The 22,104-nt window shown below is 66.3% G+C and carries 16 protein-coding genes; 8 read left to right on the top strand and 8 right to left on the bottom strand.

Going from position 1 to position 22,104, the window contains the following annotated elements:
* Positions 1-278 precede the first annotated feature (278 nt).
* Positions 279-596: a hypothetical protein gene (locus tag IPI67_36690; GenBank protein MBK7585713.1), complete on the top strand. Its 318-nt coding sequence runs from the start codon at positions 279-281 to the stop codon at positions 594-596.
* A 5-nt stretch (positions 597-601) separates the two neighbouring features.
* On the opposite strand, the gene IPI67_36685 is transcribed toward IPI67_36690, so the two are convergent.
* The 3 genes from IPI67_36685 to IPI67_36675 all read right to left on the bottom strand — a co-directional run bounded on the left by IPI67_36685 (position 602) and on the right by IPI67_36675 (position 5,096).
* Positions 602-2,527 (bottom strand): sulfatase-like hydrolase/transferase, encoded by a 1,926-nt coding sequence (locus IPI67_36685; GenBank protein ID MBK7585712.1) that lies wholly within the window; start codon positions 2,525-2,527, stop codon positions 602-604.
* A gap of 79 nt (positions 2,528-2,606) precedes the next feature.
* Complete coding sequence (locus tag IPI67_36680) at positions 2,607-4,208, bottom strand: CehA/McbA family metallohydrolase (GenBank protein MBK7585711.1); 1,602 nt, start codon at positions 4,206-4,208, stop codon at positions 2,607-2,609.
* A gap of 27 nt (positions 4,209-4,235) precedes the next feature.
* A complete protein-coding gene (locus IPI67_36675) occupies positions 4,236-5,096 on the bottom strand; it encodes a hypothetical protein (protein MBK7585710.1) in 861 nt (286 codons plus the stop codon).
* A gap of 125 nt (positions 5,097-5,221) precedes the next feature.
* On the opposite strand from IPI67_36675, the gene IPI67_36670 reads away from it, so the two are divergent.
* Together IPI67_36670 and IPI67_36665 are read left to right on the top strand one after the other, a co-directional pair.
* Positions 5,222-5,428, top strand: coding sequence for a hypothetical protein (locus IPI67_36670; GenBank protein ID MBK7585709.1), 207 nt, complete (start codon positions 5,222-5,224; stop codon positions 5,426-5,428).
* A 50-nt stretch (positions 5,429-5,478) separates the two neighbouring features.
* Entirely contained in the window at positions 5,479-7,299 is a 1,821-nt protein-coding gene (locus tag IPI67_36665; GenBank protein MBK7585708.1) for an alkaline phosphatase D family protein, read from the top strand.
* Positions 7,300-7,402: 103 nt separating this feature from the next.
* Here IPI67_36665 and IPI67_36660 read toward each other — a convergent pair whose 3' ends face one another.
* Positions 7,403-7,690, bottom strand: coding sequence for a hypothetical protein (locus tag IPI67_36660; GenBank protein MBK7585707.1), 288 nt, complete (start codon positions 7,688-7,690; stop codon positions 7,403-7,405).
* Positions 7,691-8,439: 749 nt separating this feature from the next.
* Positions 8,440-9,339 (bottom strand): hypothetical protein, encoded by a 900-nt coding sequence (locus tag IPI67_36655; GenBank protein ID MBK7585706.1) that lies wholly within the window; start codon positions 9,337-9,339, stop codon positions 8,440-8,442.
* A gap of 539 nt (positions 9,340-9,878) precedes the next feature.
* Here IPI67_36655 and IPI67_36650 point away from each other — a divergent pair.
* From IPI67_36650 to IPI67_36635, 4 genes are all read left to right on the top strand, one after another.
* Positions 9,879-10,865 carry a hypothetical protein gene (locus IPI67_36650; GenBank protein MBK7585705.1) on the top strand — a complete coding sequence of 329 codons (987 nt, stop codon included), beginning with the start codon at positions 9,879-9,881 and terminating at the stop codon, positions 10,863-10,865.
* Between the two features lie 91 nt (positions 10,866-10,956).
* The gene (locus IPI67_36645) at positions 10,957-13,011 is read left to right on the top strand and encodes a beta-galactosidase (protein ID MBK7585704.1); all 2,055 of its coding nucleotides are present in this window, start codon (positions 10,957-10,959) and stop codon (positions 13,009-13,011) included.
* A gap of 57 nt (positions 13,012-13,068) precedes the next feature.
* Positions 13,069-13,677, top strand: a complete 609-nt coding sequence (locus IPI67_36640; GenBank protein MBK7585703.1) for a threonylcarbamoyl-AMP synthase — start codon at positions 13,069-13,071, stop codon at positions 13,675-13,677.
* A 390-nt stretch (positions 13,678-14,067) separates the two neighbouring features.
* Entirely contained in the window at positions 14,068-14,373 is a 306-nt protein-coding gene (locus tag IPI67_36635; protein ID MBK7585702.1) for a ferredoxin family protein, read from the top strand.
* A 12-nt stretch (positions 14,374-14,385) separates the two neighbouring features.
* On the opposite strand, the gene IPI67_36630 is transcribed toward IPI67_36635, so the two are convergent.
* Entirely contained in the window at positions 14,386-15,492 is a 1,107-nt protein-coding gene (locus IPI67_36630; GenBank protein ID MBK7585701.1) for a hypothetical protein, read from the bottom strand.
* Between the two features lie 91 nt (positions 15,493-15,583).
* On the opposite strand from IPI67_36630, the gene IPI67_36625 reads away from it, so the two are divergent.
* Positions 15,584-18,481 carry a hypothetical protein gene (locus IPI67_36625; protein ID MBK7585700.1) on the top strand — a complete coding sequence of 966 codons (2,898 nt, stop codon included), beginning with the start codon at positions 15,584-15,586 and terminating at the stop codon, positions 18,479-18,481.
* 8 nt (positions 18,482-18,489) lie between these two features.
* Here IPI67_36625 and IPI67_36620 read toward each other — a convergent pair whose 3' ends face one another.
* Positions 18,490-20,886 (bottom strand): transglycosylase domain-containing protein, encoded by a 2,397-nt coding sequence (locus IPI67_36620; protein ID MBK7585699.1) that lies wholly within the window; start codon positions 20,884-20,886, stop codon positions 18,490-18,492.
* Positions 20,887-20,962: 76 nt separating this feature from the next.
* Positions 20,963-22,048 carry a serine/threonine protein kinase gene (locus IPI67_36615; GenBank protein ID MBK7585698.1) on the bottom strand — a complete coding sequence of 362 codons (1,086 nt, stop codon included), beginning with the start codon at positions 22,046-22,048 and terminating at the stop codon, positions 20,963-20,965.
* Between the last annotated feature and the right edge of the window lie 56 nt (positions 22,049-22,104).

Below are 22,104 nucleotides of genomic sequence, written 5' to 3'. Positions count from 1 at the left end.
TTCCAATGTTCTCCCCCCTTCCGCCTTCCTGTAGCTCCTCTGACCACGCGCTGAGTCGTGGCCGCATGTGGGCCCTTTCAGCTCATTTACCCCTGACTTTCGGATCCGACCCAAAACCCGATTGCGGCTCGGGAATAAACGGCGACCTGCGCTCCGTTCGGCGAATGCACGGCAAACGTACGGGGACCCCCCAGTCCCAAGGATGGGCCCGGCCGTTGCATCTGACTGCTCGTGTAAGCGGTCCTCGATGAGGCCGTTACTGAAACCGGAGACGCCCCATGATCCGCCAGAGTGACGAAACGGAACGCCCCAGCGAGTGGCTACGCCACTTCGCCGAGGACGCTTCCGCGTATCGCTCGCTGCTGGATGATAGCGAGTGCCTCGCGGTCGCCGCCTACCGACTGGCTCGCGCACGTTGTCGAGTACGCCCCATGAGCGCGCACGTGCCGACACTCGCCGAGCTCCGCAGCTCGGCCGATGAAGTGGCGGAGCGCACGGGCATGGATCGCACCGACCACCTGGGTGTGCTCGTGGCCGACTGTGCCCTCGCCGGCCTGCCGCTGATCCTCCCCGCGTCGTTCAACTCGGCGGCTTGAGCGGCTCAGGGCGTTGGGGGCGCTCGCCCGCCGGCGCGCCCCCAGTCCGGTCGATCGCGCAAGCGGCGCATGTCCTTCGGGAGCATGCCGAAGGTGCGATCGGCGTCCGCGACGAGATCCACGCACTTGTCCGCTCCCAGGTCCACCTTCTCGCCCGGGTCCATCAGCACGTTGAAACACTTGTAGGCGGGGTCCTCGAGCTGCGCGACCAGCTTCACCGGTCCGTACATCATTCCCCAATTGGGTCGGTGGTATTCCCAGACCCAACTCACGTTGGTGAGCGGCAGTGGGCGCCACTTGATGGGCCGTGCCGCCGGCGTTCCCAGCATTCGCGGGCGAAATTCAGCAAAGCCCGGGGCGTCCCAGATCCCCAGCAGATCCAGCAGGGTTGCCGCTTGATCGTACTGCGAGATCAGGGCGTCTCCGTTGCGCTGGTAGCCAGCGATCTCGTCAGCGGAGAGCACGCCATCGGGTGCATCGATCCACTGCGGGATGCGGATCTCTTCCTCATACACCGTCGATGAATGGTCGTTCTCGTTCTTGTGCTCGCCGTACGCCTCGCCGTGATCCGAGGTGTAAAAGAGCACGGTGCGCTTGCCGACGTCGGTCGCACGCAGTTGCTCGATGAAGTGCGCGGCCGCGAGATCCGACAGGTAGACCGAGTTCTTGTAGTGGTTGCGGCGGTGTATGCCACCCGGACCCGTGTCGGAGAGATTGGTGGGCTGAAACGGCGCGCGGGCTTGGTCGACCACCCGCGGTCGGTGGATGTTCGAAAAGTGCACGACCGCGAAGAACGGCTCCGCGAGCTTGGGCAAATCGGCGAGCGCACGCTCGACGAGTTTGTCGTCGTCGGCGCCGGTCAAGATGTCGGCCTGCGGATCGATGTTCGTCCCGACGGCCCGTGCTGTCAGCGGCACGTCTTGCACCATCAGCCGGGCGTTGCCGAACATCAGATTCTGGCTGGTCCAGTAGGCGGTGTCGTAACCCGCCGCCCGGGCGTACTCCCAGATCAGCGGAGCCGAATACATGCGCTCGTAGGTCTCGGTGGGATCGATGCCCGACCAAAGCACAGCCACTGCCACCGCCGTCGACGAGGTGGCCGCGCGGACCTGGAAGAACGGTAGGCGCGTGGGGGTGAGCCGATTCGTGGCGCGAGTCGCCAGCCGACAATCCGACTCGTAGCCGATACAGGTCACGTCTGCTCGCTGTGCCTCTTGCAGCAGCAGGAGGACGTTGCGTTTGCTCGGCGGCCGCGCTTCGAAGGCTGGAACCGGCTCGGGCCGGCGCCGCTGCAATCGGACGATCTGGGGGCGAACCCCGGGTCTGAGCCGGATCAAGCGGTCGTTGCCGAGCACGGCGAGCGCGTGAAAGTACATGACCTCGGGCGCGGCAGCCTGGCGTGGGACCGGTGGGCTGACCGGCGCGGCGAACGCCGCTACCACCGCGGCGGCGGCAAGCAGCGGAGCAAGCTGCCTCAGGCGCCGGCGCGGGCGGAGCGTTCTGCGCGCAGCCCACACGAGCGCAAGCGCGAGCCCGATGCCGAAGGCGAGCCGCGGCAAGACGAGATCGACAGGGAGCACCCCCAAGATCGCCCTCGGGAAGTCGTCACCGAAGACCAGCGGGTCGATGTTGATGTACACGGAGTACAAACCGAAGAACGCCTGCTGGACTGCGAACGAGAAGGCGAACAGCACCACGAACACCACCGCGCCGGCGTGACGCATCGGCCCGCGCCTGCCCGCCGCCACGTAGAGCAGGAGCGCCCAAAGGGCGAACGAACCCAGGACCGTGGCGAGGTACGCAAACCTCTCGCCGCCTGCGAACGAGCTCAGAAGTCGTCCGCGGCGAAACCAATCGGCAGCCGTCGCGCAGAGTCCCGGGAGCAGCAGCACGAACGCGGCGAGCAATCGGCGGGTTCGCAGGCCGTGCACGCGCGGCGCCGATCGGGTGTTGTCTTGGGCTACCTGACCCATACGGCGCGCCCGACTGTGTCCGACGCGGAAGCGCAGCCTATCGCCTGCGACGCCTCGACGCGAGCGTTCCGAAGCCCAACGCAAACAAGCCGAGCCAACCGAACAGCGGACCGCGCGCGACACCGCACCCACACCCTCCGTCGTCGGAGCCGTCCGCCGCACTGCCACCGCCGCCTGCCGTTCCGCCAGCGCCGCCCAAGCCCGCATCGCCAGCCGCTGCGGTCTCCAGCCAGAGGTGACTCGTCACGGTACGGCGTTCACTGCCCTGCAGCACCTCCACCCGGTAGCGGTCTTGCCCCGTCACCGGCGCCACCACGGGCAACTTCATCACGAACGGATCCGAGTCCACGTCCACCTCCGGCTCCGCCGCTCCGTTCTTCACGAAGCGGACGGTGTACCCCACGCCTCCTGTGATCGTGGCTGACAGCTCGGCCTTGTCGGCAGACACAGTGTCCCCGGTGGGTGCAGCGCTCGACACCAGCTCGACCATTGGATCGTCCGGTCCCTTGAGCTTGACCACGGTCCGGCCATTCTTGATGGCATCGATGATCGCCTGAACGCTGAGGGCCTTCGCGTAGACCATCGTCGTCGGGCTCCCGATGGGGCTCTGGGTCGGCGACTCCGCCACACCGGCCTTGTGATCGTCGCTGCCACCGATCGGCGCCAAGTGACGCCCCTTGGCACATAGCGCATCCCAAAATCCAACCGCGGTCCCGGTCAGCAGCCCAAATTTCCCGGTGCCGATCTCGACTGCGTCGATGGCCTCGACCGGCAGGTCGTGGGTCCAAGCACAGCCGATGCACGCCTCGCCCAGATCGAGGGTCGGGTGATTGATGGAAAATAGCGCGCCTTGATCGCGGAAGGCCTTGGCGGCAGCCCCGATGGAATTGCCAGGGAGCTCCGTCTTGTCGTCGACGACGCTGGTCGACCCGATGGCGTTGGCGTGCCCCCAGTAGGTCGTGAACTCGACGCCGGGCATGAACAAGAAGTCCGAATGTTTCTTCTGAGCCTCCGCGTAGAAGTCGAGCTGTGAGTTGGTGTTGTGGTCGCTCACCAAAACGAAGTCGAGCCCACGACTCTTGGCGAAGGTCGCAATGACGTCCAGGGGCGGCTGAGCATCGCCACTCTCGATGGAGTGCACGTGGAAATCGCCGGCGTACCAGCGGGTGTCGGTGACGAGGGGGGCTGGCGCCGCGTAAGGAGCGCGCGCGGTCTGCGCGGCGAGCGTCGGGACGTCACGCAGCGTGACCTTCACGCTGAAGGTCGCCGGCGTGACTTTGATCTTCGCCTTGCCGACCACCACCCGCCATTTGCCGGGTTTGATCGCGCCGGGCACGTACGAGCGCGAAGCCGCGAGCTCTCCGACCACGGCGTTCTCTTCGTTGCCGCCTCCCCAACCGCGAAACGCGCCGGTCTCGTCGACCAGCCCCCAGTCCAGGATGTTCTCCGCGGACAGATCGTCGTGCTCGACTTCGAGCTCCTTGGTGCCCGCTGGCACGTCGAAGTCGAGGAAGAAGTGCCGCAGGCTGTCGTCAGGAACGGTCCCGGAGAGGTCGACGACGGTGTCGGCGGCCCGCGCGGTCGCGGACAGACAGAGCAGAGCCGCGACAAAACCCGAGCTCAGAAGCGAGGCGCGCATGGGTCCGAGTCTAGCTCGATTGCCGGCTCAAGGACACGCGGACGGGCAGCCGTTGCAGGGTTTGACGGCGCAGTCCAGAACCGGGCCATTGAAGTTGTTACACGCAACGGAGCAGGCCTGAGCTCCGCAGAAGAGCTTCGTGTTCTCTCCGCACGCGTGGTCGTGGTCCTCACAACTCAGCGAGCAGGGCGCCTTCCCACACTTGATCGTAGCGTTCTTGCACGCGTGGTCGCCTTTGCACTGAATGCTGCACGAAGTGGCGTCACCGCAGTCGATGATGGCGCCATCACAGGCGCCGTTCCCTATGCACTCGACCTTGCAGGCCTGCCCTGGCGAGCACTTGATGTCCTTCATGCCCTTGCAGGCGTCCGGCTTGTTGCAGGTCGTGATGCACTCCGTGCCGGTGCATTTCACGCTGCACCCCGAGCTACTGCCGCAGTTTGGGCCACACGATGCCGTCGCACCGGGTCCGCACGCTGTCGGGATCGGCGTTGGTGCGCAGGTCGCGCCGCCGGTGCCGGTCGCTCCGCCAGTCGCGCCACCGGTGCCAGTCGCGCCGCCGCTGCCGGTCGTGCCTCCCGTCGGTTGACCCCCAACCCCGCCGCCTCCGGTCCCGGATGCGCCGCCGCTCGGAGCGCCACCACTCGCCGTGCCGCCGGTCGCAGCGGCGCCCGCGGCACCACCAGACGCGCCATCCGTGCTCGCATCCGGAGCTCCCGCACTCCCCCCACCGGAGGTTGGAAACCCACCCGACGACACGATGCCCCCGCTCGCGGCGTCACCACCGACGCCGCCCGCGCCTCCAGACGCCGTCCCTTCGCCGGATTCCTCTACCCCGCACGCCACCGCGACGGTGACGAAACCGAGCAGGATCGAAAAGCGCAACACGACTGGTAAGCTTAGCACGAACGGCAGCCAATTCACGCACCGCGCCCGGCCGGCAGCACTCCAATGGCGCCCGCGATATCCCGCTGAATCCTTTGTGATGCTCGCACGTCGATCTCACCAGCAACGTGAAACGGCCCAAGCTCTTTGTCGGGATCTGGAACGATCTCAACGCCTACTTTCCCCACCTGGACGGGGCGAGTGTGATGACGTTCGAGGCCAAGGACATCAAGGCGATCCGGTTCCGAGGCACCGCCGCCAACGCGCTGGCCTGGACGCTGTTCCTCTCCCGCCACACCGAGCTGGAGAGCACGATCGAGCGCGCCCACAACTGACTTCCTAACCACCGTTGCGAGCGTCGGGGCGAGGAGCTAGCTTCCGCGCCATGGCTTCACGCATCGCACGCCGGGATTTCCTCACTGGGCTCGTCGTCACGGTTGCCGTCACACCGCTCGGCTGCTCGTCGGACGACGGCGGCGGCGCCGATCCCGTCAAGTACAGCTCCGATCCCGCCGATCAGGCTGCGGTGTATCCGCAAGGGATCGCGTCCGGCGATCCCAAACCCGACAGTGTCATTCTCTGGACGCGTGCGCTCCCCAAGTCCGGCGCCGGCAGTGTGCAGGTCATCTACGAGATCGCCAGCGACGAGGCGTTCACCGACATCATCGCCAAGGGCAGCGTCAGCGCGGACGAAGCCATGGACTGGACGGTGCGCATCAAACCCACGGGGCTCTCCGCGTTCACCAGCTACTACTACCGCTTCAAGGCCGAGAAGGTGATCTCGATCACCGGCCGCACCAAGACGGCGCCGGCAGCGGACGCGGACGTCCCGGTGCGCTTTGCCTTTGCCTCGTGCCAGGACTTCGTCGGCCGCTACTACCACTCGTGGACGGCGTTTCTGGACCAGGAGGACCCCGTCGATTTCATCGTCTGGCTCGGCGACTACATCTACGAGACCAATGGCGATCCGGATTTTCAGACCAGCACACCGGACCGTCAGGTCGAGATCCCGGATGGGCTCGAGATCGTGACCGGGGTGAAGGCCGCCACGACCCTCGCAGACTACCGCGCGCTCTACAAACAGTACCGCAGCGACGCCAACCTGCAGCGGGCCCACGCTGCGTTCCCGTTCATCACCATCTGGGACGATCACGAGTTCGCCAACGACGCCTGGCAAGACCACGCGACGGACTTCAACGAGAAGAAGGGCGAGGAGAAGAGCACGGAACGGCGCGAAAACTCCAACCAAGCCTGGTTCGAATATCAGCCCGCCGACGTGACCTTCGATGCGAACAAGGCCTTCCCCGACGACCTCGTGATTTACCGCACGCTCCGCTACGGCAAGCACGTCGAGCTGTTCTTGACCGACCAGCGCAGCTACCGCGACGACCACTGCATTCCGGAGGGCGCCGGCACCACCGACAAACCGGCAGGAGCTCCCGCCGGTGTGCCGACCTATTCCGAGGCGGGAAAGCTCGACAAGAACGCCGCCCTCGGCTCGCGCAACTTCTGCAAGAAGTCAGGCTTCGATGCCATCGAAGCCTTCGTGAAACCCACCATGCTCGGCGCGAAGCAGAAGCAGTGGCTGATCGACGGCATGAAGGGCTCGAACGCAACCTGGAAGATCTGGGGCAACGAGACTCAGCTCTTGCAGATGGCGGTCGACCTGACGCTGCCCGGCGTGCCGATCTTGTTCCAGGGGGTTTGGTACCTGACCGTCGATCAGTGGGACGGTTTTCGGACCGAGCGCGCCGAGGTGCTGCAAGCTCTATCCGGTGTCGAAAACCTCGTGGTGATCACCGGCGACATCCACGCTTTCTATGCGGGCGAGCTGCACGTCGACTTCGATGCCCCCGCTGCCAAGCCGATTGGGGTCGAGTACGTGTGCGCCGGGATCAGCTCGTCGCCGTTCCAGGAGATCGTTGCCAATCAGGTGCTCTCGTTGGACCCGGATGGAAACTTCGGGTTGAAACCCCTGGCCACCGACGTGTCGAAGTTCAACAGCCTGCTCCAGAGCACGAGCCCCCACTACAAACACGCCGATAGTTTCGCGCACGGCATCGCGATCGTGGACGTCGCGACGGACAAGGACATTCAAGTCACGTTCCTGCGCGTCGCCGACGTCAAGACGAAGACCTTCGACGGCACGGTGACCCGCACGCGTTTCAAGACGGCGGCGGGCTCGAACACGGTCGAGAAGCTCTGAACGGGGGCGCGCGCGACGCACGCGAGGCGGCCCCGCCACCGGCTAGAAAGTCAGAAGAACGAGCCAAGCGAGCGGAGCATGATCGGGGTCGAGCGTTTGCTCATCATGGGCCAGCGTTGACTACCGAAGTGTAGCGGATCGCCGAAGGGCCGTCCCCACTCTTCTTCCGGCTCATCGTCAACGAAACGCGGTGACCTTCGTTCCATTGCCAGGTGGCCTCCACGCTGGCCGAACCGTCGTCCATGCACTGAACGAAGCGTTCGCTCTGACATTCGGCGCTCACGGTCTGTTTTTCGACGGTCGGAGGGCCATGTTGTTTGACCAGTGTTTGTTTCATTTCCACGAAGCGATCGTTCCAGCTCTTCCAGGGGTCCGGCCAGGCCGATGGCACGGGGTTTTTTCCCGGGGGGGGGGGGCCCCGCCTGGCCCGCCACCCCCCGGGGTCGGGGGTTTTGCTGCGGGGGTAGGTAGTGCCCTCCCTCCAGGTCTGCGGTGGTGCGTCCTGCCAAAGCCCCCCCCTGGGGGTCGCTTCTTCGGGCGCCCTTCTCCTCTTCCCCGCCGGTGCCGCAAACGCCCCCGGCCCCCCCCCGGGCGGGGGGGCGCCGCCCCCGAGGGCGCCGCAGGTCAATCACCGGCCGTGTGCCGACGCGCCCTGGAAGCCCGCACTTAAACGAAGTCCGCACGCCCTCGAACTCCGGCACGGGACAGCGCCGGCCGCGACAACCGTTCACCACGACGGAGCGGAGCGCCGGCTTTTCCTTCGCCCAGCAACCCTCGGCGCTGGTGTCGAACACCCAGGTCTGCAACTTGTTGCCCGGTTTCGAGGTGCGAAAGTTCTGGCTGGTGATCTGGCGTCCGTCGTCGAGCACGACGCGCGCGCGAAATAGGTAGCTGTTCCGGTTCGCAGAGCGGTCTCTGTACCCAGACTCCGGCGCCGTGAACCACAACTTTGCGGTGACGGAACACTCCGAGCTCTCGAGCGACACCTTGTCGAACTCGTGGCCGTGCACGGTGGTGTGGATCATCGAGTGCTGGGTCCAAGACACCGACCCAAGCACGACCGGAATTGCAAGCCAGCTCCACACGCTGAGACACGCTATCGAGCGGGCGAGCGTGTGTCCAGCGTCCAGGGCTCGCGCTTCACTTGGCGACGCACTGCCCGCTGACACAAGCGGCTGTCTTGAAGCCGCACGGATCGGCAAAGCACTTCACGCCGGGGCCGTCGCAGGCCGGGACGGACTCGTTTTCCGAGAGCGCACGGCAGTCACAACCGTGGCAGTAGTCGGCCTCGAGTCGGCAGTCGGCGTCCGTCTGACACTCGGGTGCGGGAGCCTTGGGCAGGCAGCACATGACACCGACCGGTCCGCCGCACGAGTACTCGGTGGCCGACCCAATCTCCCCGTCTGCACAGTTCCCCGGATAGAGCCCGACACACGAGCCGCCGGCCGCCTCGCAGGCATTCTTCGGAACGCTGCACTCGGAGTACGAACAGCTGTTGCTCTCACACTGCCAGTGACCGGGGCACTTCGGCTGGGGCAGGTTCTGCGCGCCGCAGTCCGCCGGCTCGCCACACCACGCTGTTTGGGCTTTGACCATCTCGAACCACGGCGAGGTGCCCGCGACCCGCAGGCTGAGCTTCCCGCTCGAGGTCAGCTTGTACTCGTAGCGAACCGTGGTCGCTCCGTCGTCGAGCTTGATGTAGCGCTTGCTGGACGTGGTCGACTTGGTGAACTTGAACGTGCCGTCCGTGCCGATCGGGTCACAGGGGTAGGTCACACACATGACCTGCTGCTCGCTGTGAAAGAGTTTGTCGGTCGTGAGCACGAGCAGCGTCAGATCCTTCGAGCCCATCGTGGAGGGCTTCGAGAGCTGGTAGGTGCCCACCGGTTTCGAGACGCCGTCGGCTTTGCCGTCGAGGTCGGCGATGTCGCTGCCCTCACCTCCGGTCGGCGAAGGGTCACCGCTGTCGGCGCTGGAACAGCCCAGGAAAGGGAGCGAGATCAGCGCTGCAAACCCGAGGGAAATGACGCGAGCTTTCATGGGACCTCCGGAAACGGTGATGTAGGCAACTGTGGTTGCCTGACGCACCCCTAACTACCTATCCCCACCCCGCTGGTCAACGGAAAAAATGGGCGCACCGGGGGTCCATCGCTTTCTGTGGGGTCCCGCGCGTCCATCCAGCCCAGCTGCGATGCTCGCAACTCAATCACACGCGCTCGGCGGGAGGCGTTCGCGGGAGCGTGTAACCGCGCGCACGTTTTCGCGGCCAGGCACGCGGCCTGTAGCAGAAATTCCGCGCGTTCACGCGTGGTCCTTGGTTTGCTTGAGCGGAGGCCATGCACCCGCATCGGCCCGCGTCATTCATATCTCTCGTGCTCTCCTGCTTCACGGCCGTTTGTGTCACCGGTGGGTGCGCCTCGACTGCCGCTGAGCGTCCCGGAGCTTCGACAGCTGCGACCGCAGCGCTGACTCGAGCCGATCTCGACGCGGCATCCGCCGACGGAGAGCGCACGCTCGGTACCGAAACAACAAACTCGCGAGCAGCGCTCGTGCGCGCCATCACTCGCTACGAACGCGCGATGAAGCAGCTCAACCTGGACCTGCGCACCGCGGCCATCGGCGGGGCCATGGCCGGTGGCTTGAATCAGCGGTATCTCGACAGCGCCCTCGCTCACGCAGACCGCGCACTGACTCAGGTCGACCACGACCTCGATGTTGCGAGCCGCGACCCGAACATCTCACTCGATTTGTGTGTGGCGTGCTGGGAAAAGGACTGGAACGGCAACGGGCGCGTCGACGCGCGAGATCGGTTGCTGTTCCAGATCGAGCAGGATGCGGAAGGTCACCCAATTCCCGAGGGCGATCCTCGGCGGAAGCCGACCTTCCGGTTCGACGTTGGCGACGTGTCCTGGGCCCGCGCATTCGTGGCTTTCCAGCGCGCCGCCATCAACCTCGTGCGCGCCTACGATTTCAGCGACGTCAACCGGCTGCTCGACGAGCGAGACCGCCGACCCGAGCTACTACGCCTGCGCCTTTCCCATCCGGAGCGCGTCAAACTCGCGCGCTCTCTGATCCTCGACGGGCTCCACCACTCCGACACCAGCCGCAGGGCCTACCTGAAGGAGACCGACGACGAGCGCGAATGGTTGCCGAATCCCCGGCAGAAGAGCCACGCGCTCCCGCTGCCGGTCGACAACGACCTGTACGACACCTGGGCGGAGGTGGTGAGCGATCTGGAGAGGCTGGTGCGCGGTGAGGAGGGGCTCAGCGTCGCCGAGCTCGCCCAGCTCGGTGACCACCGCTGGAAGGCACCGCCCAGCGGCTACATCGATGTCGGCCGTCTCCTGTCCGAGCCGCGCGACCTACTCATCGACCTCGATGGCCTGGAAAGAATGGAGGCGAAGCGCTCCGCCGAGACGCAGCTGTCGAATTTGCTCGGGCCCAGCTACGTGAAACGGATGAGACCGTCCCCGCTGCTCCGCCGGCTCGGCCGCATGAAGGGAGAGGTGGACCGCGGCGAGGAGTCGCTGGAGCGAAAGCTGCGCTACCTGTTCTGGATCAACTGACGCGGGGCGCTCGGCCCGGGTCCCCTGAACAGGGCGGGCCGCAGGCTTTCGTGGCAAGCCCAGGAGGATTCCACTACCGTTCTCTTCCGCCATGCAGAGCCCACGCCCGCGATCGCGCCCGCGCGCCGAAGGTCGTGTGGAGCTGGCGCCTGAAGGCCTGCGCATCGGGGGTGAGGTCGTCCCACTCCACGCGGCGGCTGTTCACTACTGGCGCCTCGATCCCCGAGACTGGCGCGCCGCTCTGGAAGCCACCAAGAGCCTCGGCTTCCGGCTGATCGATGTGTACGTGCCGTGGGGCGTGCACGAGATCGGACCGGGCACCTTCGACTTCGGCAGGCTGGCGGACGAGCGCGACGTCGCCGCGTTCGTCGAGCTGATCGGCGAGCTCGAGCTCTACTGCATCTTGCGCCCCGGCCCGCACATCAACGCCGAGCTGACGGGGTTTGGACTTCCGGAGCGCGTGATCTGGGACGCGGAGTGCCAGGCGCGCTCACCCCACGGCAACCCCGTCGTGCTACCGGTACCGCCGCTGGCGTTTCCGGTCCCGAGCTACGCGAGTGAGACCTTTCACTCGGAAGTGGCGCGCTGGTTTCATGCCGTCGGGGAAGAGCTCGCGCGGTTCGTCTACCCGCACGGATCCATCGTGCTCACGCAGGTCGATAACGAAGGTGCGCTCTACTTTCGCGACGGCGTCTACGATCAGGACTGGCACCCGGACTCTCTGCGCAAGTATCGGCGATTCTTGCAAGCTCGCTACGAGAAGGTCGCTGCCCTGCGCCAGGCTCATCGGGACGAACACGCGACCTTCACCCGCATCGAGCCGCCGAAGCGCTTCGATGCAAAACACGCGGACGAGCTCGCCCCGCACCTCGACTGGGCCGAGTGGCAGGAGCAAATGCTGGCCGACTCGTTTGCGCTCATGAAGGACCATCTGCTGGCGGCGGGGCTCGGTGGGGTGCCCACCTCACACAACCTTCCGCTCAGCGAGGGTGCCACGCCCCTGGACCCCGAGCGCATTGGCAAGGTCGTCGACCTGCTGGGGCTCGACTACTACCACGCGGCTTCCGCGCCCCAGCGCAGCGAGATTGCGCGGCGCACCACTGATCTCGCCGAGCGCTGCCGCGCCCGCGGACACTCAGCCTTTGCCTGTGAGCTGGGCGCGGGCTTCCCGCCATTCTTCCCGCCGCTGACCGAGCGCGACAATGCCTTCTCAGTGCTGACCGCCCTGGCCTACGGCCTGCGCGGCTTCAACGCCTACATGGTCGTGGACCGCGACCGCTGGGTCGGTGCGCCCATCGATAGCCGGGGCAAGCTCCGGCCATCGGCGGAGCTGTGGCGGAAGTTGCTCGCGGCGCTCGACCGCACGCGCTTCTTCGAGCTGTCCCGTCACGCGGCGGTGCACATCGTCGTACCGCGAAGTTTCCGCCGTCTGTCTCGAGTGTGCCACGCGTTCGGTCCGCTCAGCGCCGCGCTGTTCCAGGTGCTCGGCGGAGGCACACAGGAGGCCTGCTTCGAGGACGAGCTCGGGCTCGGTTCGCCAGTCGTGATCGACACCGAGCGCTTCGCGCGCCAGCTCGAACACACGCTCGAGCTCGCGCGCATTCCGTACGCCATCGTGGGCGGTGACCTGCTCGAGCACGCGCTAACCCACGCGCGTTGGAGCGTCGTTGTCTCGACGGGCGCCCTCGACGTGGATCTCTGCCAGGCCATCGAGCAGGCGTGGCAGCGGGGCGCACCGCTCTCGCTCGGGCCCTACCTCCCTACCCGCGACGCCAGCTTTCAAATGCTACGGACCCCCGTCGGGTTGCCCGCTGGCGTGACCCGTGTTCCGTCGCTGCTCGGGCTCGGCGCCGAGGCCCTGGCGGAGACCGTCGCCGATGCCAAGACAAAGCTCGAGCTCCCCGCGCTCACCGCATCCCCGGCCGAGCTCTTGACCACGGTTCATGTCGATCGACAGGGCGTGGCGCGAGTGCTGTTCGTGATCAACCCAACGGAGTGGGCGGTCGAAGCCAAGCTCGGCGCATGCGGCGCAAAAATCGCGGCCGATGCCCTCGATGGGGAGCGCTTCAATGAAAGTGGCGGTGAATTTGCGCTGACGGTGAGCGGGCGCTCGGTGCGCATGCTGGAGCTTTCTCACAGCGATTGAGCGATTCCGTGTCCGGGACTTGGTTCTGTCGGGCAACGCGTGTAAGAGCCCGCGCCCATGATCGTCGAGATCAACGCCGAGCACCCCGAACCGCGAAAGATCCGCCGCGCGGTCGATGCGCTCGAGGCCGGTGAGATCATCGCGTATCCGACCGACACGGTCTACGGACTCGGCTGCGATCTCTTCAACAAGAAGGCCGTCGAGAAGTTGTATCAACTCAAAGGGCTCGCTCGCGATCAGAAGCTCGCCTTCGTGTGCTCGGACATCAGCGACGCCGCGAAGTATGCAGTGCTTCACGATGAGGTGTTTCGCGCCATCAAGCGGCATTTGCCCGGGCCCTACGTGTTCATTCTCGAAGCCACGCGTGAAGTCCCCAAGATCGTGCATTTGCCGCGCAAGACCGTAGGTGTGCGCATCCCGAATCACGCGGTTCCGTTGGCGATCGTGCGAGAGCTCGGGCGGCCCATCATCTCGAGCACCGCCGCGCGACACGGCGCCGAGGGCAGCCCGGATCCTCACGAGATCGACGACGAGTTCCCAGGCCTGGCCCTCGTCTTGGACGCTGGCCCGGGCGGACTCCAACCGACGAGTGTCATCGATCTCACGGGCCCCACGCCGGTGGTCGTCCGCGAGGGCGCCGGCGACGTGTCCGCGTTCCGTGACTGATCACCAACCTCGACTTGCGGCCTTTCGCACCGCGAAATAACCGGGGCGAAGGGGCTTCTTCGGGGTCAACCGCGAAGCGCAACCGGCCAGAAATTCGCGACTCGTCCCATGCACGAGGAGGCATCCGCCGGCCTCGCCGGTAGTTCAAGTGGGTTTTCACCGCCCATGACGATCGCGATCTGATCATCGCAAGACTGCCCAAGTCGACTGCTAGCGCGTTGCGGCGGACGCCCGGCTTTGGCGAGCGCTGGCCGGCACCGCGGCTGGGGCGCGGATTCTGCGGTGGTGCCCAAGAAAAACTGGCCTCTTCCGGCGGTTCGTGGCTTAAATTCGGCCCGAATTCGTCGCGGGCGTAGAAGCGGTCGCGCATAAGCCAGGAGCACACGATTCATGACGTTCGTCGTCACCGATAACTGCAAAGGGTGTCGTTTCACGGACTGCGTTGCGGTCTGTCCGGTGGACTGCTTCCACGGAGACGACGAGATGCTCTACATCGACCCGGACGAGTGCATCGACTGCGGCGCCTGTGTGCCCGAGTGCCCGGTCGAGGCGATCTACGACGAGACGCAGCTGCCCGACGATCAGAAGGGCTGGCAGCAGATCAACGCGGACATCGCCAAGGGTCTCCCGGTGGTGAACGAGAAGGGCGACGCGCTTGCCGGCGCCGAGGACCGCAAGAAGCAACTCGGTTTCTGAGCGCCCGCGGCGTCACTGTTTGCCGAGCGTGAGCGTCACGTCGGCGACGGATTGAACCGCGAGGCGTTGATCGCCACCGCCTGCAGGAATCAGCGCGGCGGCGAAAGTCTGCTTGGTGGTCCCGCTGTTTGCGAGCGGCTGACCTTTGACCAACGTGAGCTTGGCTTCGGTCGTCGACTGAAACTGGTCGAGCTCCGCGCCCGGCGGCAGGCCCGCGACCTGGAGCTTCGTCGAAGCGGAGTAGCGTTTGGTGCTGACGTTCAGCGTCAGTTGATCGCCGTCCACCTTCTCGAGCTTCACCAGCTGATACGAGACGACGTCCGCTCCACCTGCTGCGCCGCGCGTGGTGACCAGCCAGTATCCGCCCGCCCCGACTGGCTCTTTCGGAAAACCAACGGCGCTCGACTCGAGGGCTTCGGACACGGCGCGGAGCACCATCTCGAGATCGGCCGGGGCGCCCTTGACGAGCTCCGTCTTGAAGTCGACCCCGACCCCCACACTCAACACTCGGAAATCGATCCTGCTGCCCTTCATCTTCGAGAGCTGCACCAAGAGCTCCTTGCCCTGGGGACCGACGTCGCTGGTCAGCTTGATGTCCGAGACCTTCGCGCTGAACGGCGCGCCATCGACTGCGGCCGGTTCGGCGGCGGGCGCCGGTGCCGCAAGACCCGCCGCGGGTGCTTTGGGCTTCTGAGCTTCGATGTTGAGTGAGATCGCCAGGCCCGGCAGCTGGGCACGCCCCAAGCGCAACGTCACCTCGAACGTTCCGCTCTGTCTCCATCCCGGGGTCACGCTGCCGCCGAGCACCTGACGCGGCTCCGCGCCTGCTTCGCCCAGCGCAACCTTCGGCGCGTCACCCAGCTTCTGCTGTAGATCCGCCTTGCCTGGCTCGAAGATCCCGTTCGGCGGCGGGCCATCCCCCGCCGATGCGTCGGCTTGGGGCGCCTTCGACCCCGCGGCCGCAACGGCTTCGGCCAGGTTGGGGTCCACCGCAGGGTTCTGCCCCGCACCGGCGTCCGGCGCGGCGGACTTGGTTTCCTTTGGTTTGTCTTCGCAGCCGAAGGCCAAGGCCAGGAGAGCTACCGAAGACAGCACGAGCGCGCGGCTCTTCTGCGTCATGGCGATGCCACGGGTTTACTCGATAGGCGGAGGTTGTCCAGACCCGATCAACCCCGCGGGGCGTCGGGCCAGAACCCCGGTATGATGGCTCATGCGTGCCTGGGCTCCGATCCCCGTCGCTCTGCTCCTCGCGGTCGCTTGCCACTCTTACCGCTCGGATCCCCGAGGGTTACCCAAGCTCCCGCCGGGACTGGGGCAAACTTCCCCACCGCGTGCGCCAGTTCCGGAGTGGATCCCTGCAGCACGGCCCAGCACGCACCTGAAGGGGACCCCCGACGATCCCGACGGGGGGGTTCTCCTCTCGGGACAGCGAGTGAGCGATGGCGCCATCGCGGCGAAGCAGGTCACCATGCCCCCGCTCACCGGCGGCGCGAGGATCCCACGTCGTCTTGGCGGAGGTTTCGTGTTCTGGAACGCCAAGGCGCTCTACCACGCCCGTTCCTTCCTGGCAGATCTCGAACCCGTCACTGCGGTCGAAGTCGCCATCGATGGGATCTCGTTCGGCGCGGGCTTCGCTCTCGTTCACCAGGCGGACGGCGCGCGTTTCGCCCTGGAGTGGCCGGCAAAAAAACGCATCGCGCTCCCGGTCGCCGGATTGATCGACGAGGTCGCGTCGGCCGACGGTCGCGCGGTGATGCTGGTCGAACCCGATCTGGTGCTCACGCTCGGCGCAGGTCAGAAGACCTGGCGTGACATGAGCAGCACGGCGCGCGCCGTCGTCAGCTTGCACGAGTCTGGGGCCGAGCTCTGGCTCAAGCTCGCAAACTCCGCCGCGCTCAGAGTCGAGGCCGATGGCGCGCTGTCCGCACACCGCGCGCTGCCCGACGCACTGACTGCCAGCCCCGACAAGGTGCAGGATCCGCGCTGGCCAAACTCGGTGCGCGAGTTGCCGCTCGAACGTGCGATCCGGCGCGGCGTACCGGTCGATGAGCACAGCGCCGTCGTCGAAGTTGCCGGCGCATTCGCCCGCATCGATCTGGTCGGCGGCGCGATCCTGGGTGTGACGCCGGCAGCGCTCGCAACGAACCGAGACTGCGACCTCTTGCCGGTGGAAGAAGACGTCCTGGCTCTATGCCGCACGAACCAGGGCGCGGCGGTCGTGATCGCCGGGGTGAAGAGCCCCACTCCGAAGGTGGAACGGACGTTCGGCACACGCGGCAGCTTCTTCGCGGGAAGCCTCGGGACCCTGGCTTTCGGCGGTCCTTGCACCGAGCGCCCGGTCGTCGGCCCCGTCGTTTGTGTGCGCCAACGCGACAAGTCGTGGCGCGAGCTGGGTGAAGCACCTCCGCTTGCGGGGGCTGCGCCGGACGCAGGCGTGGCGCCGTCCCCGACCGTGGTCTCACGCTGGATCCCGATCCGGGACGGCGGCGCCGTCGGGGTGGTTGCCGGCGCGAAGGCGGGCCTGTACGACGCAGCCTCGCGAACGTTCGTGCCGTTCGCGCTCGACCAAGCGTCGCGTCAGAGTGCTCTTTTTTCGACACGCGGAGAGTTTCTGTCGGACGACTTCGCCGTCGGGGAGGATGGCCGGATCGTCGGCTACTCCACCAATTCTTCCCTGGTGGTCCACGCCGACGGCAGAGTCGATGAATCGCCACACGCTTTCACCACAAAGGCGAGCTCCGGCGCCCTCGCCCTCGGCCAGGACACGGTGGGCCGATTGTGGCAGTCGAACGATTTCGGGCAACACTGGGTCGAGGTGTCCCGCCCCCCAGGGTCACAGCTGCAATCGGCACGACCGACACGCTGCTCGCGCGTCGGCTGTGAGCTCCCCGGTTGGTATCGCCTAGGGTATCGCTCGAGCTCACCCGCGCCCACCGCGCTCGACATCGCACCGAACCCACCGCTCGTGGCTCGTGCGAAAACACCACGCCTGTCGTGTCAGCGCTCGTCGCCACCCCGCACGCGCTGGGTGACGCGGGCGCTGAACGCCGACGGTGTTTCGACCGAAGAACTCGACTTCGGCGCACGCAAGGTCAGTGCCCGTGAAGACACACTCCTCGCGGCCCCCCTCGAGCTCGAAGCCGCGGAGGGTGGACTGTTGCTCGGGGCCACGCTGCTCGAGCGGGATCTCGAGAGCCGGGAACCGGCACAGTTAGCGGCGCTCCTGCAAAAGGGCCGCGTGCTTCGTTTCGTGGACCTGCTCAACGACCCCAAGATCGCCGAGACGCGCTTCAAATGGCAGGACATCGTGACGCGCTCCGCGCTCACGGCTGAAGGTCCGCCGGAGGTGAACGCCGAGATTCGGGCATCCGTTCCCGTGCTGATGGAGAAGGCGCTGACGGGAGCGGGCCTGCTGGTCCCCCAGCCAAACGGCGTCATTCTCTGGGCTCGCGCGGGCCAACCCGCCCGCGTTCTGTCGCTCGGCCGCGAGAACGCAAGCTTCGCCCCGCAGAGTGCGCTACTCCGGGCCAAGGACGAGCTGGTCGTGCTGGCGGAGGACGATGGCTGCGCGGCCCGCGTTGTCTCGATCACAGCTGCCGGGGCCCGCACACTGTTCGATCTGCCCGCGCGCGCCACTCGGCGCTCGTGCCCCGCAAACCGCGACGCGCTTGCCGTCGCGGAAGATGGCAGCCTCGCCGTTCTGCGAATGCCGTCTGCAGAGCCGCCCTCGGCTGACGATCCAGCCCTGCTGCTCTCACCTGGAAAACATCCGGCAGCGCTGGGCGCATGGTCCACCTTGACCCCCTGCGCACCGGACGCGAAGGGTGCGCGCGCTCTGGTCGTAGTCGCACGCTCCTGGGTGAAGCTCGACGCGCCCGGCTTCGAGCCCGCAGAGAACGAGCTCACGCTCGGAGTCCTACGCTTCGACTCGGCACGGATCTGCGCAGAGACTCTGGCCGTGGCGGCGCCGTCCATCAACATCGCGGACCGAGACTTCGCGACGGTGGTCGTTGCTCGGTTCGGTGCCACCCCCCGGGCGGACCGCCGCGGTTATGCTCTCGGCGCCGAGCACGCAGAAGACCTGAGCTGCCAACTCAGCGCGCCTTGAGCACTCGCTCAGAACGGCGGCAGCTCCGGAGTGGGTCCGGAATCGCCTTGGCCGGCCGGCTCCTTGGGTGTGGGTTCCTTGGGCTCTGGGGGCTCGCCGGGTGCTTGGCCCGCCTGCACTGCCTCCGGGTCCAGGGCAGCGCCTCCGTCATCGTCGGCGACCGCCGAGGCCTCGGGCGCCGCGTCCACACCGGCGTCGAGCTCCGCCACTTCCGAAGGCGCAGTCCCGTCCAGAAAGACTTCGTCCTTCGCGTCCTCCTGTTCGGGGCGCGCCAGGAGGCCCGTCGCGGGATCGACGCGCACCGTGATGATGCCGGTCGGGCGCGGGAATTCGGTCGCCGGCTTCTTGTCGTGCGCGACCTTCATGAAGTCGATGAAGGCCGGCAGCGCGGTCATTGCACCCGACTCACCCCAGCCGAGCGGAATTGCGTCGTCGAAGCCGACCCAGGTCGCACACACGATGTCGGTTGAATATCCGATGAACCAGGCGTCTTTCGCCTCGTTGGTCGTGCCCGTCTTGCCGGCCACGGGTCGCCCCAGCGAGAGAGCGCGCTTGGCCGTGCCGTCCTTGACCACACTGGTGAGCAAACTCGTGACCAAGTACGCCTCATCCTCGTTCATGACGCGGCGTGAGGGCGGAGCAGACGGTAGAGGGATCTTCTTCCCGTCCGGGCCGACGATCTTCGTGACCAGGACCGGAGCCGCGAATTGTCCCCCACTCGCAAACGTAGCGTAGGCGTTTGCGGCCTCCAAAGGTGTGATCTCGTAGGCGCCCAGCGCGAGACTCGGCGTCGGCTCGAGCCGCGATTCGATGCCGGCCGCTCGAGCCCACTCCACCACGTTTGCCGCCCCGACCTCCGACAAGAGGCGTTCGGCGGCGGCGTTGTCGCTCTGCGCGATCGCCGCACGCACACTCTCACTCCGCTCCCCGAGCTTGCCGTCCTTCGACGCCGGTAGCGCGAGCATCGTCGCAACGGTGAAGCGCCGAGAGTGCAGCGCGTATCCATAGACGAACGGTTTGAACGCCGACCCCGGTTGTCGGCGCGCCCGCGTCGCCCGATCGAGTCCACCCGAAATCGCCTCATAGCTACCGATTAGCGCCAGCACCTGGCGAGTCCTCGGCTCGATCGCGACGAGACTGCTCTCGGGTCCGAGCTCGAGCCGGGCCGGCACAGGCTCGGTACCTTCCGGCAGTGCGCCGACGCTGGCTCGCAAGAGCGCGCCTTCGCGGGTGAACTCACTGGGTGGCAGATGTTTCGGATTGAACCGCTCTTCGTGAGTGAGCTGGACCCTGCCAACCACACTGCCGAGCTGAACATCGACGGTGCCCGCCTTGTCATCGAGTCGCGTCACGCGCCCCACGTAGGCGTGAAACGGCCTCGGGCTGCCCTCGAAAGGAGCCCCGAACAGCCGGCGTTTCGTGGCGGTATGCGGCGGCTCGAGCTTCTGGCGTTCGGCGTGACGCTGCAGGTTCTTGCGCACGGCCTGCCGCGCTGCTGCCTGCAGTGTTGGGTCGATGGTCGTGCTCACCGTGTAGCCGCCCCGCCGCGCGCGCTCACCCACCAGGTTCTCGAGCAGCTTCGACACATGCGCGACGACCTCGGGCGCCAGCTCCGACTCACCCTCGGACGCAGGCGCCAACCGAATCGGCGCGGCGGAGGCCTCGGCATGCAGCTCGGCGGTCACAAAACCCTTGGCAAGCATCTGCCCGAGCACGTAGCGGCGCCGCTCCTCGGTGAGAGTCGGATTCTTGCGGGGTGAATAACGTTCCGGAGAGGCGACCAGCCCGGCGAGCAGCGCTGCTTCGGGCAAGTCGAGCTGCGCTGCCTTCTTCCCAAAGTAGAAACGCGCAGCCTCCTCGATGCCGTAGCGGCCATGCCCGAGGTAGATGTGGTTCAAGTAGAGAGCGAAGATCTCGTCCTTGGTCAGCTGCTGCTCCAACCGGCGGGACAGGATCGTCTCGCGGATCTTGCGCCGGTACGTACGCTCGGGTTCTAGCAACAGATTCTTCACGACTTGCTGCGTGATCGTGCTGCCGCCCTGAACCGTGCGGCCCGCCCGCAAGTTTGCCGCGAGCGCGCGCAACATGCCGAAGTAGTCCAGCCCCTTGTGTTCGTAGAAGCTGGCGTCCTCAGCAGCCAAGAATGCAAGCTTCGCCACGTCGGAGACGTCGGCGAGAGCCACCACGGTGCGGCGTTCGGTGAACACACTCGCCAGCGTCGACCCGTCGCGGGCAAGCACGCGGGTGACCTGCGGAGGGGAGTAACTCGACCTCAGCTGCTCGACGCTCGGCAGATCCGCCTCGTGATAGCGGATCACGCCGTACACACTGCCCGCGCCGACCACGGCCAGCACGACGGCGCAGAGCGCCAGTCGTTTCAGCCACTTCGTGATGCGCCGGAGCATGTTCTCCGTCCCTCATGCCAAGGCGCGGCCCATTGCGACAAGAAAACGCCGAGAGACCGCGCGCTCTTCCTTGGGGTCATTTCACGAGGAATTTCATCGCTACGACGGCAATGACAACCCCCAGGACCAGACACGCGGCGGCGACGCCGATCAGCATGCCGGCCCCCGGCCCTGCCTGGGCGGGCGCCCGCAGCGTCTGGGAGTTTGGGTTCGCGGACTGGGCCGGCGCGGAAGGCAGAGGAGCAGCCGCGGCGCTCGAGACCGGGAGCAGGCGCTCGGAGCTCGGATCCGCGTAGGGGGCAAGCGCGGCGGCGAACTCCGACGCGGTCTGGAAGCGATCCTCGGGCTTTTTCGCCAGCGCCCTGGCGATCACGTCTTCTAGCCCCTTGGGGAAGCTGCGGCCGGGAACCCGCTCGTTCAGCGGGATGGGCGGCTCCATGACGTGCTTCTGGATGTACTCCATCGGCGTCTTGGCGTTGAACGGCAGCTTGCCCGTCAGGACTTCGTACAGAATTGCCGCCAGTGAGTAGAGGTCACTGCGCGCGTCCAGGGTCTTGCCTTGCGCCTGCTCGGGCGACATGAATTCAGGAGTGCCGAAGACCATTCCCTCTTGGGTCAAGATGATCGATCCGGGGCGCATCTGACGCTCGGTGACCTTCGCCAACCCGAAGTCGAGTACCTTGGGGAAATCTTTCACCCCGCCCTGCGCGCACAGGAAGATATTTTCCGGCTTGAGGTCACGATGAACGATACCCATCTCGTGGGCCTCATGCAGCGCGCCGCACACCGAGATCAACACTGGGATGGCGCGCTCCACCCCCATCGGCCCCTCCTTGCGCACCGTCTGATTGAGGTTCCGCCCCTCGAGCATCTCCATGACGATGTAGAGCGAGTCGTCTTCTTCGAGCTCGCCGTACATGAACACCTTCACGGTGTTGGGGTGACTGAGCTGGCTCATCGCCCGGGCTTCGCGCCGGAAACGCGAAGTCAGATCCTTGCGGTTCGCCAGTTTCGGATGGAGGATCTTGATCGCCACCATCCGGTTCATTGCCGGCTGCTCGGCCTTGTAGACGGACCCCATCCCGCCGGTGCCGATCTTTTGGAGGACCCGGAATTGCCCGCCGAGAATTTCTCGACCGATGAAGGGATCGCTGGGCCGCATCCAGCGTCGCTTCTAGCAAAACTAACCGCGCGCTACGAGGCTTGCCGCTGCGCCAG

This window comes from Myxococcales bacterium, from assembly GCA_016706225.1.
Taxonomy (GTDB): Bacteria; Myxococcota_A; Polyangia; order Polyangiales; family Polyangiaceae; genus JADJKB01.
Note: the sequence above shows the minus strand (reverse complement) of the source record. Positions and strands in the feature narration are given on the sequence as shown.

What these genes read in the sequence shown, in the direction of transcription:
- IPI67_36635 (MBK7585702.1), top strand. Translation starts at nt 14,068, where the DNA reads ATGACGTTCGTCGTCACCGATAACTGCAAAGGGTGTCGTTTCACGGAC.
- IPI67_36665 (MBK7585708.1), top strand. Translation starts at nt 5,479, where the DNA reads ATGGCTTCACGCATCGCACGCCGGGATTTCCTCACTGGGCTCGTCGTC.
- IPI67_36615 (MBK7585698.1), bottom strand. Translation starts at nt 22,048, where the DNA reads ATGCGGCCCAGCGATCCCTTCATCGGTCGAGAAATTCTCGGCGGGCAA.
- IPI67_36630 (MBK7585701.1), bottom strand. Translation starts at nt 15,492, where the DNA reads ATGACGCAGAAGAGCCGCGCGCTCGTGCTGTCTTCGGTAGCTCTCCTG.
- IPI67_36690 (MBK7585713.1), top strand. Translation starts at nt 279, where the DNA reads ATGATCCGCCAGAGTGACGAAACGGAACGCCCCAGCGAGTGGCTACGC.
- IPI67_36645 (MBK7585704.1), top strand. Translation starts at nt 10,957, where the DNA reads ATGCAGAGCCCACGCCCGCGATCGCGCCCGCGCGCCGAAGGTCGTGTG.
- IPI67_36620 (MBK7585699.1), bottom strand. Translation starts at nt 20,886, where the DNA reads ATGCTCCGGCGCATCACGAAGTGGCTGAAACGACTGGCGCTCTGCGCC.
- IPI67_36680 (MBK7585711.1), bottom strand. Translation starts at nt 4,208, where the DNA reads ATGCGCGCCTCGCTTCTGAGCTCGGGTTTTGTCGCGGCTCTGCTCTGT.
- IPI67_36650 (MBK7585705.1), top strand. Translation starts at nt 9,879, where the DNA reads ATGAAGCAGCTCAACCTGGACCTGCGCACCGCGGCCATCGGCGGGGCC.
- IPI67_36655 (MBK7585706.1), bottom strand. Translation starts at nt 9,339, where the DNA reads ATGAAAGCTCGCGTCATTTCCCTCGGGTTTGCAGCGCTGATCTCGCTC.
- IPI67_36640 (MBK7585703.1), top strand. Translation starts at nt 13,069, where the DNA reads ATGATCGTCGAGATCAACGCCGAGCACCCCGAACCGCGAAAGATCCGC.
- IPI67_36625 (MBK7585700.1), top strand. Translation starts at nt 15,584, where the DNA reads ATGCGTGCCTGGGCTCCGATCCCCGTCGCTCTGCTCCTCGCGGTCGCT.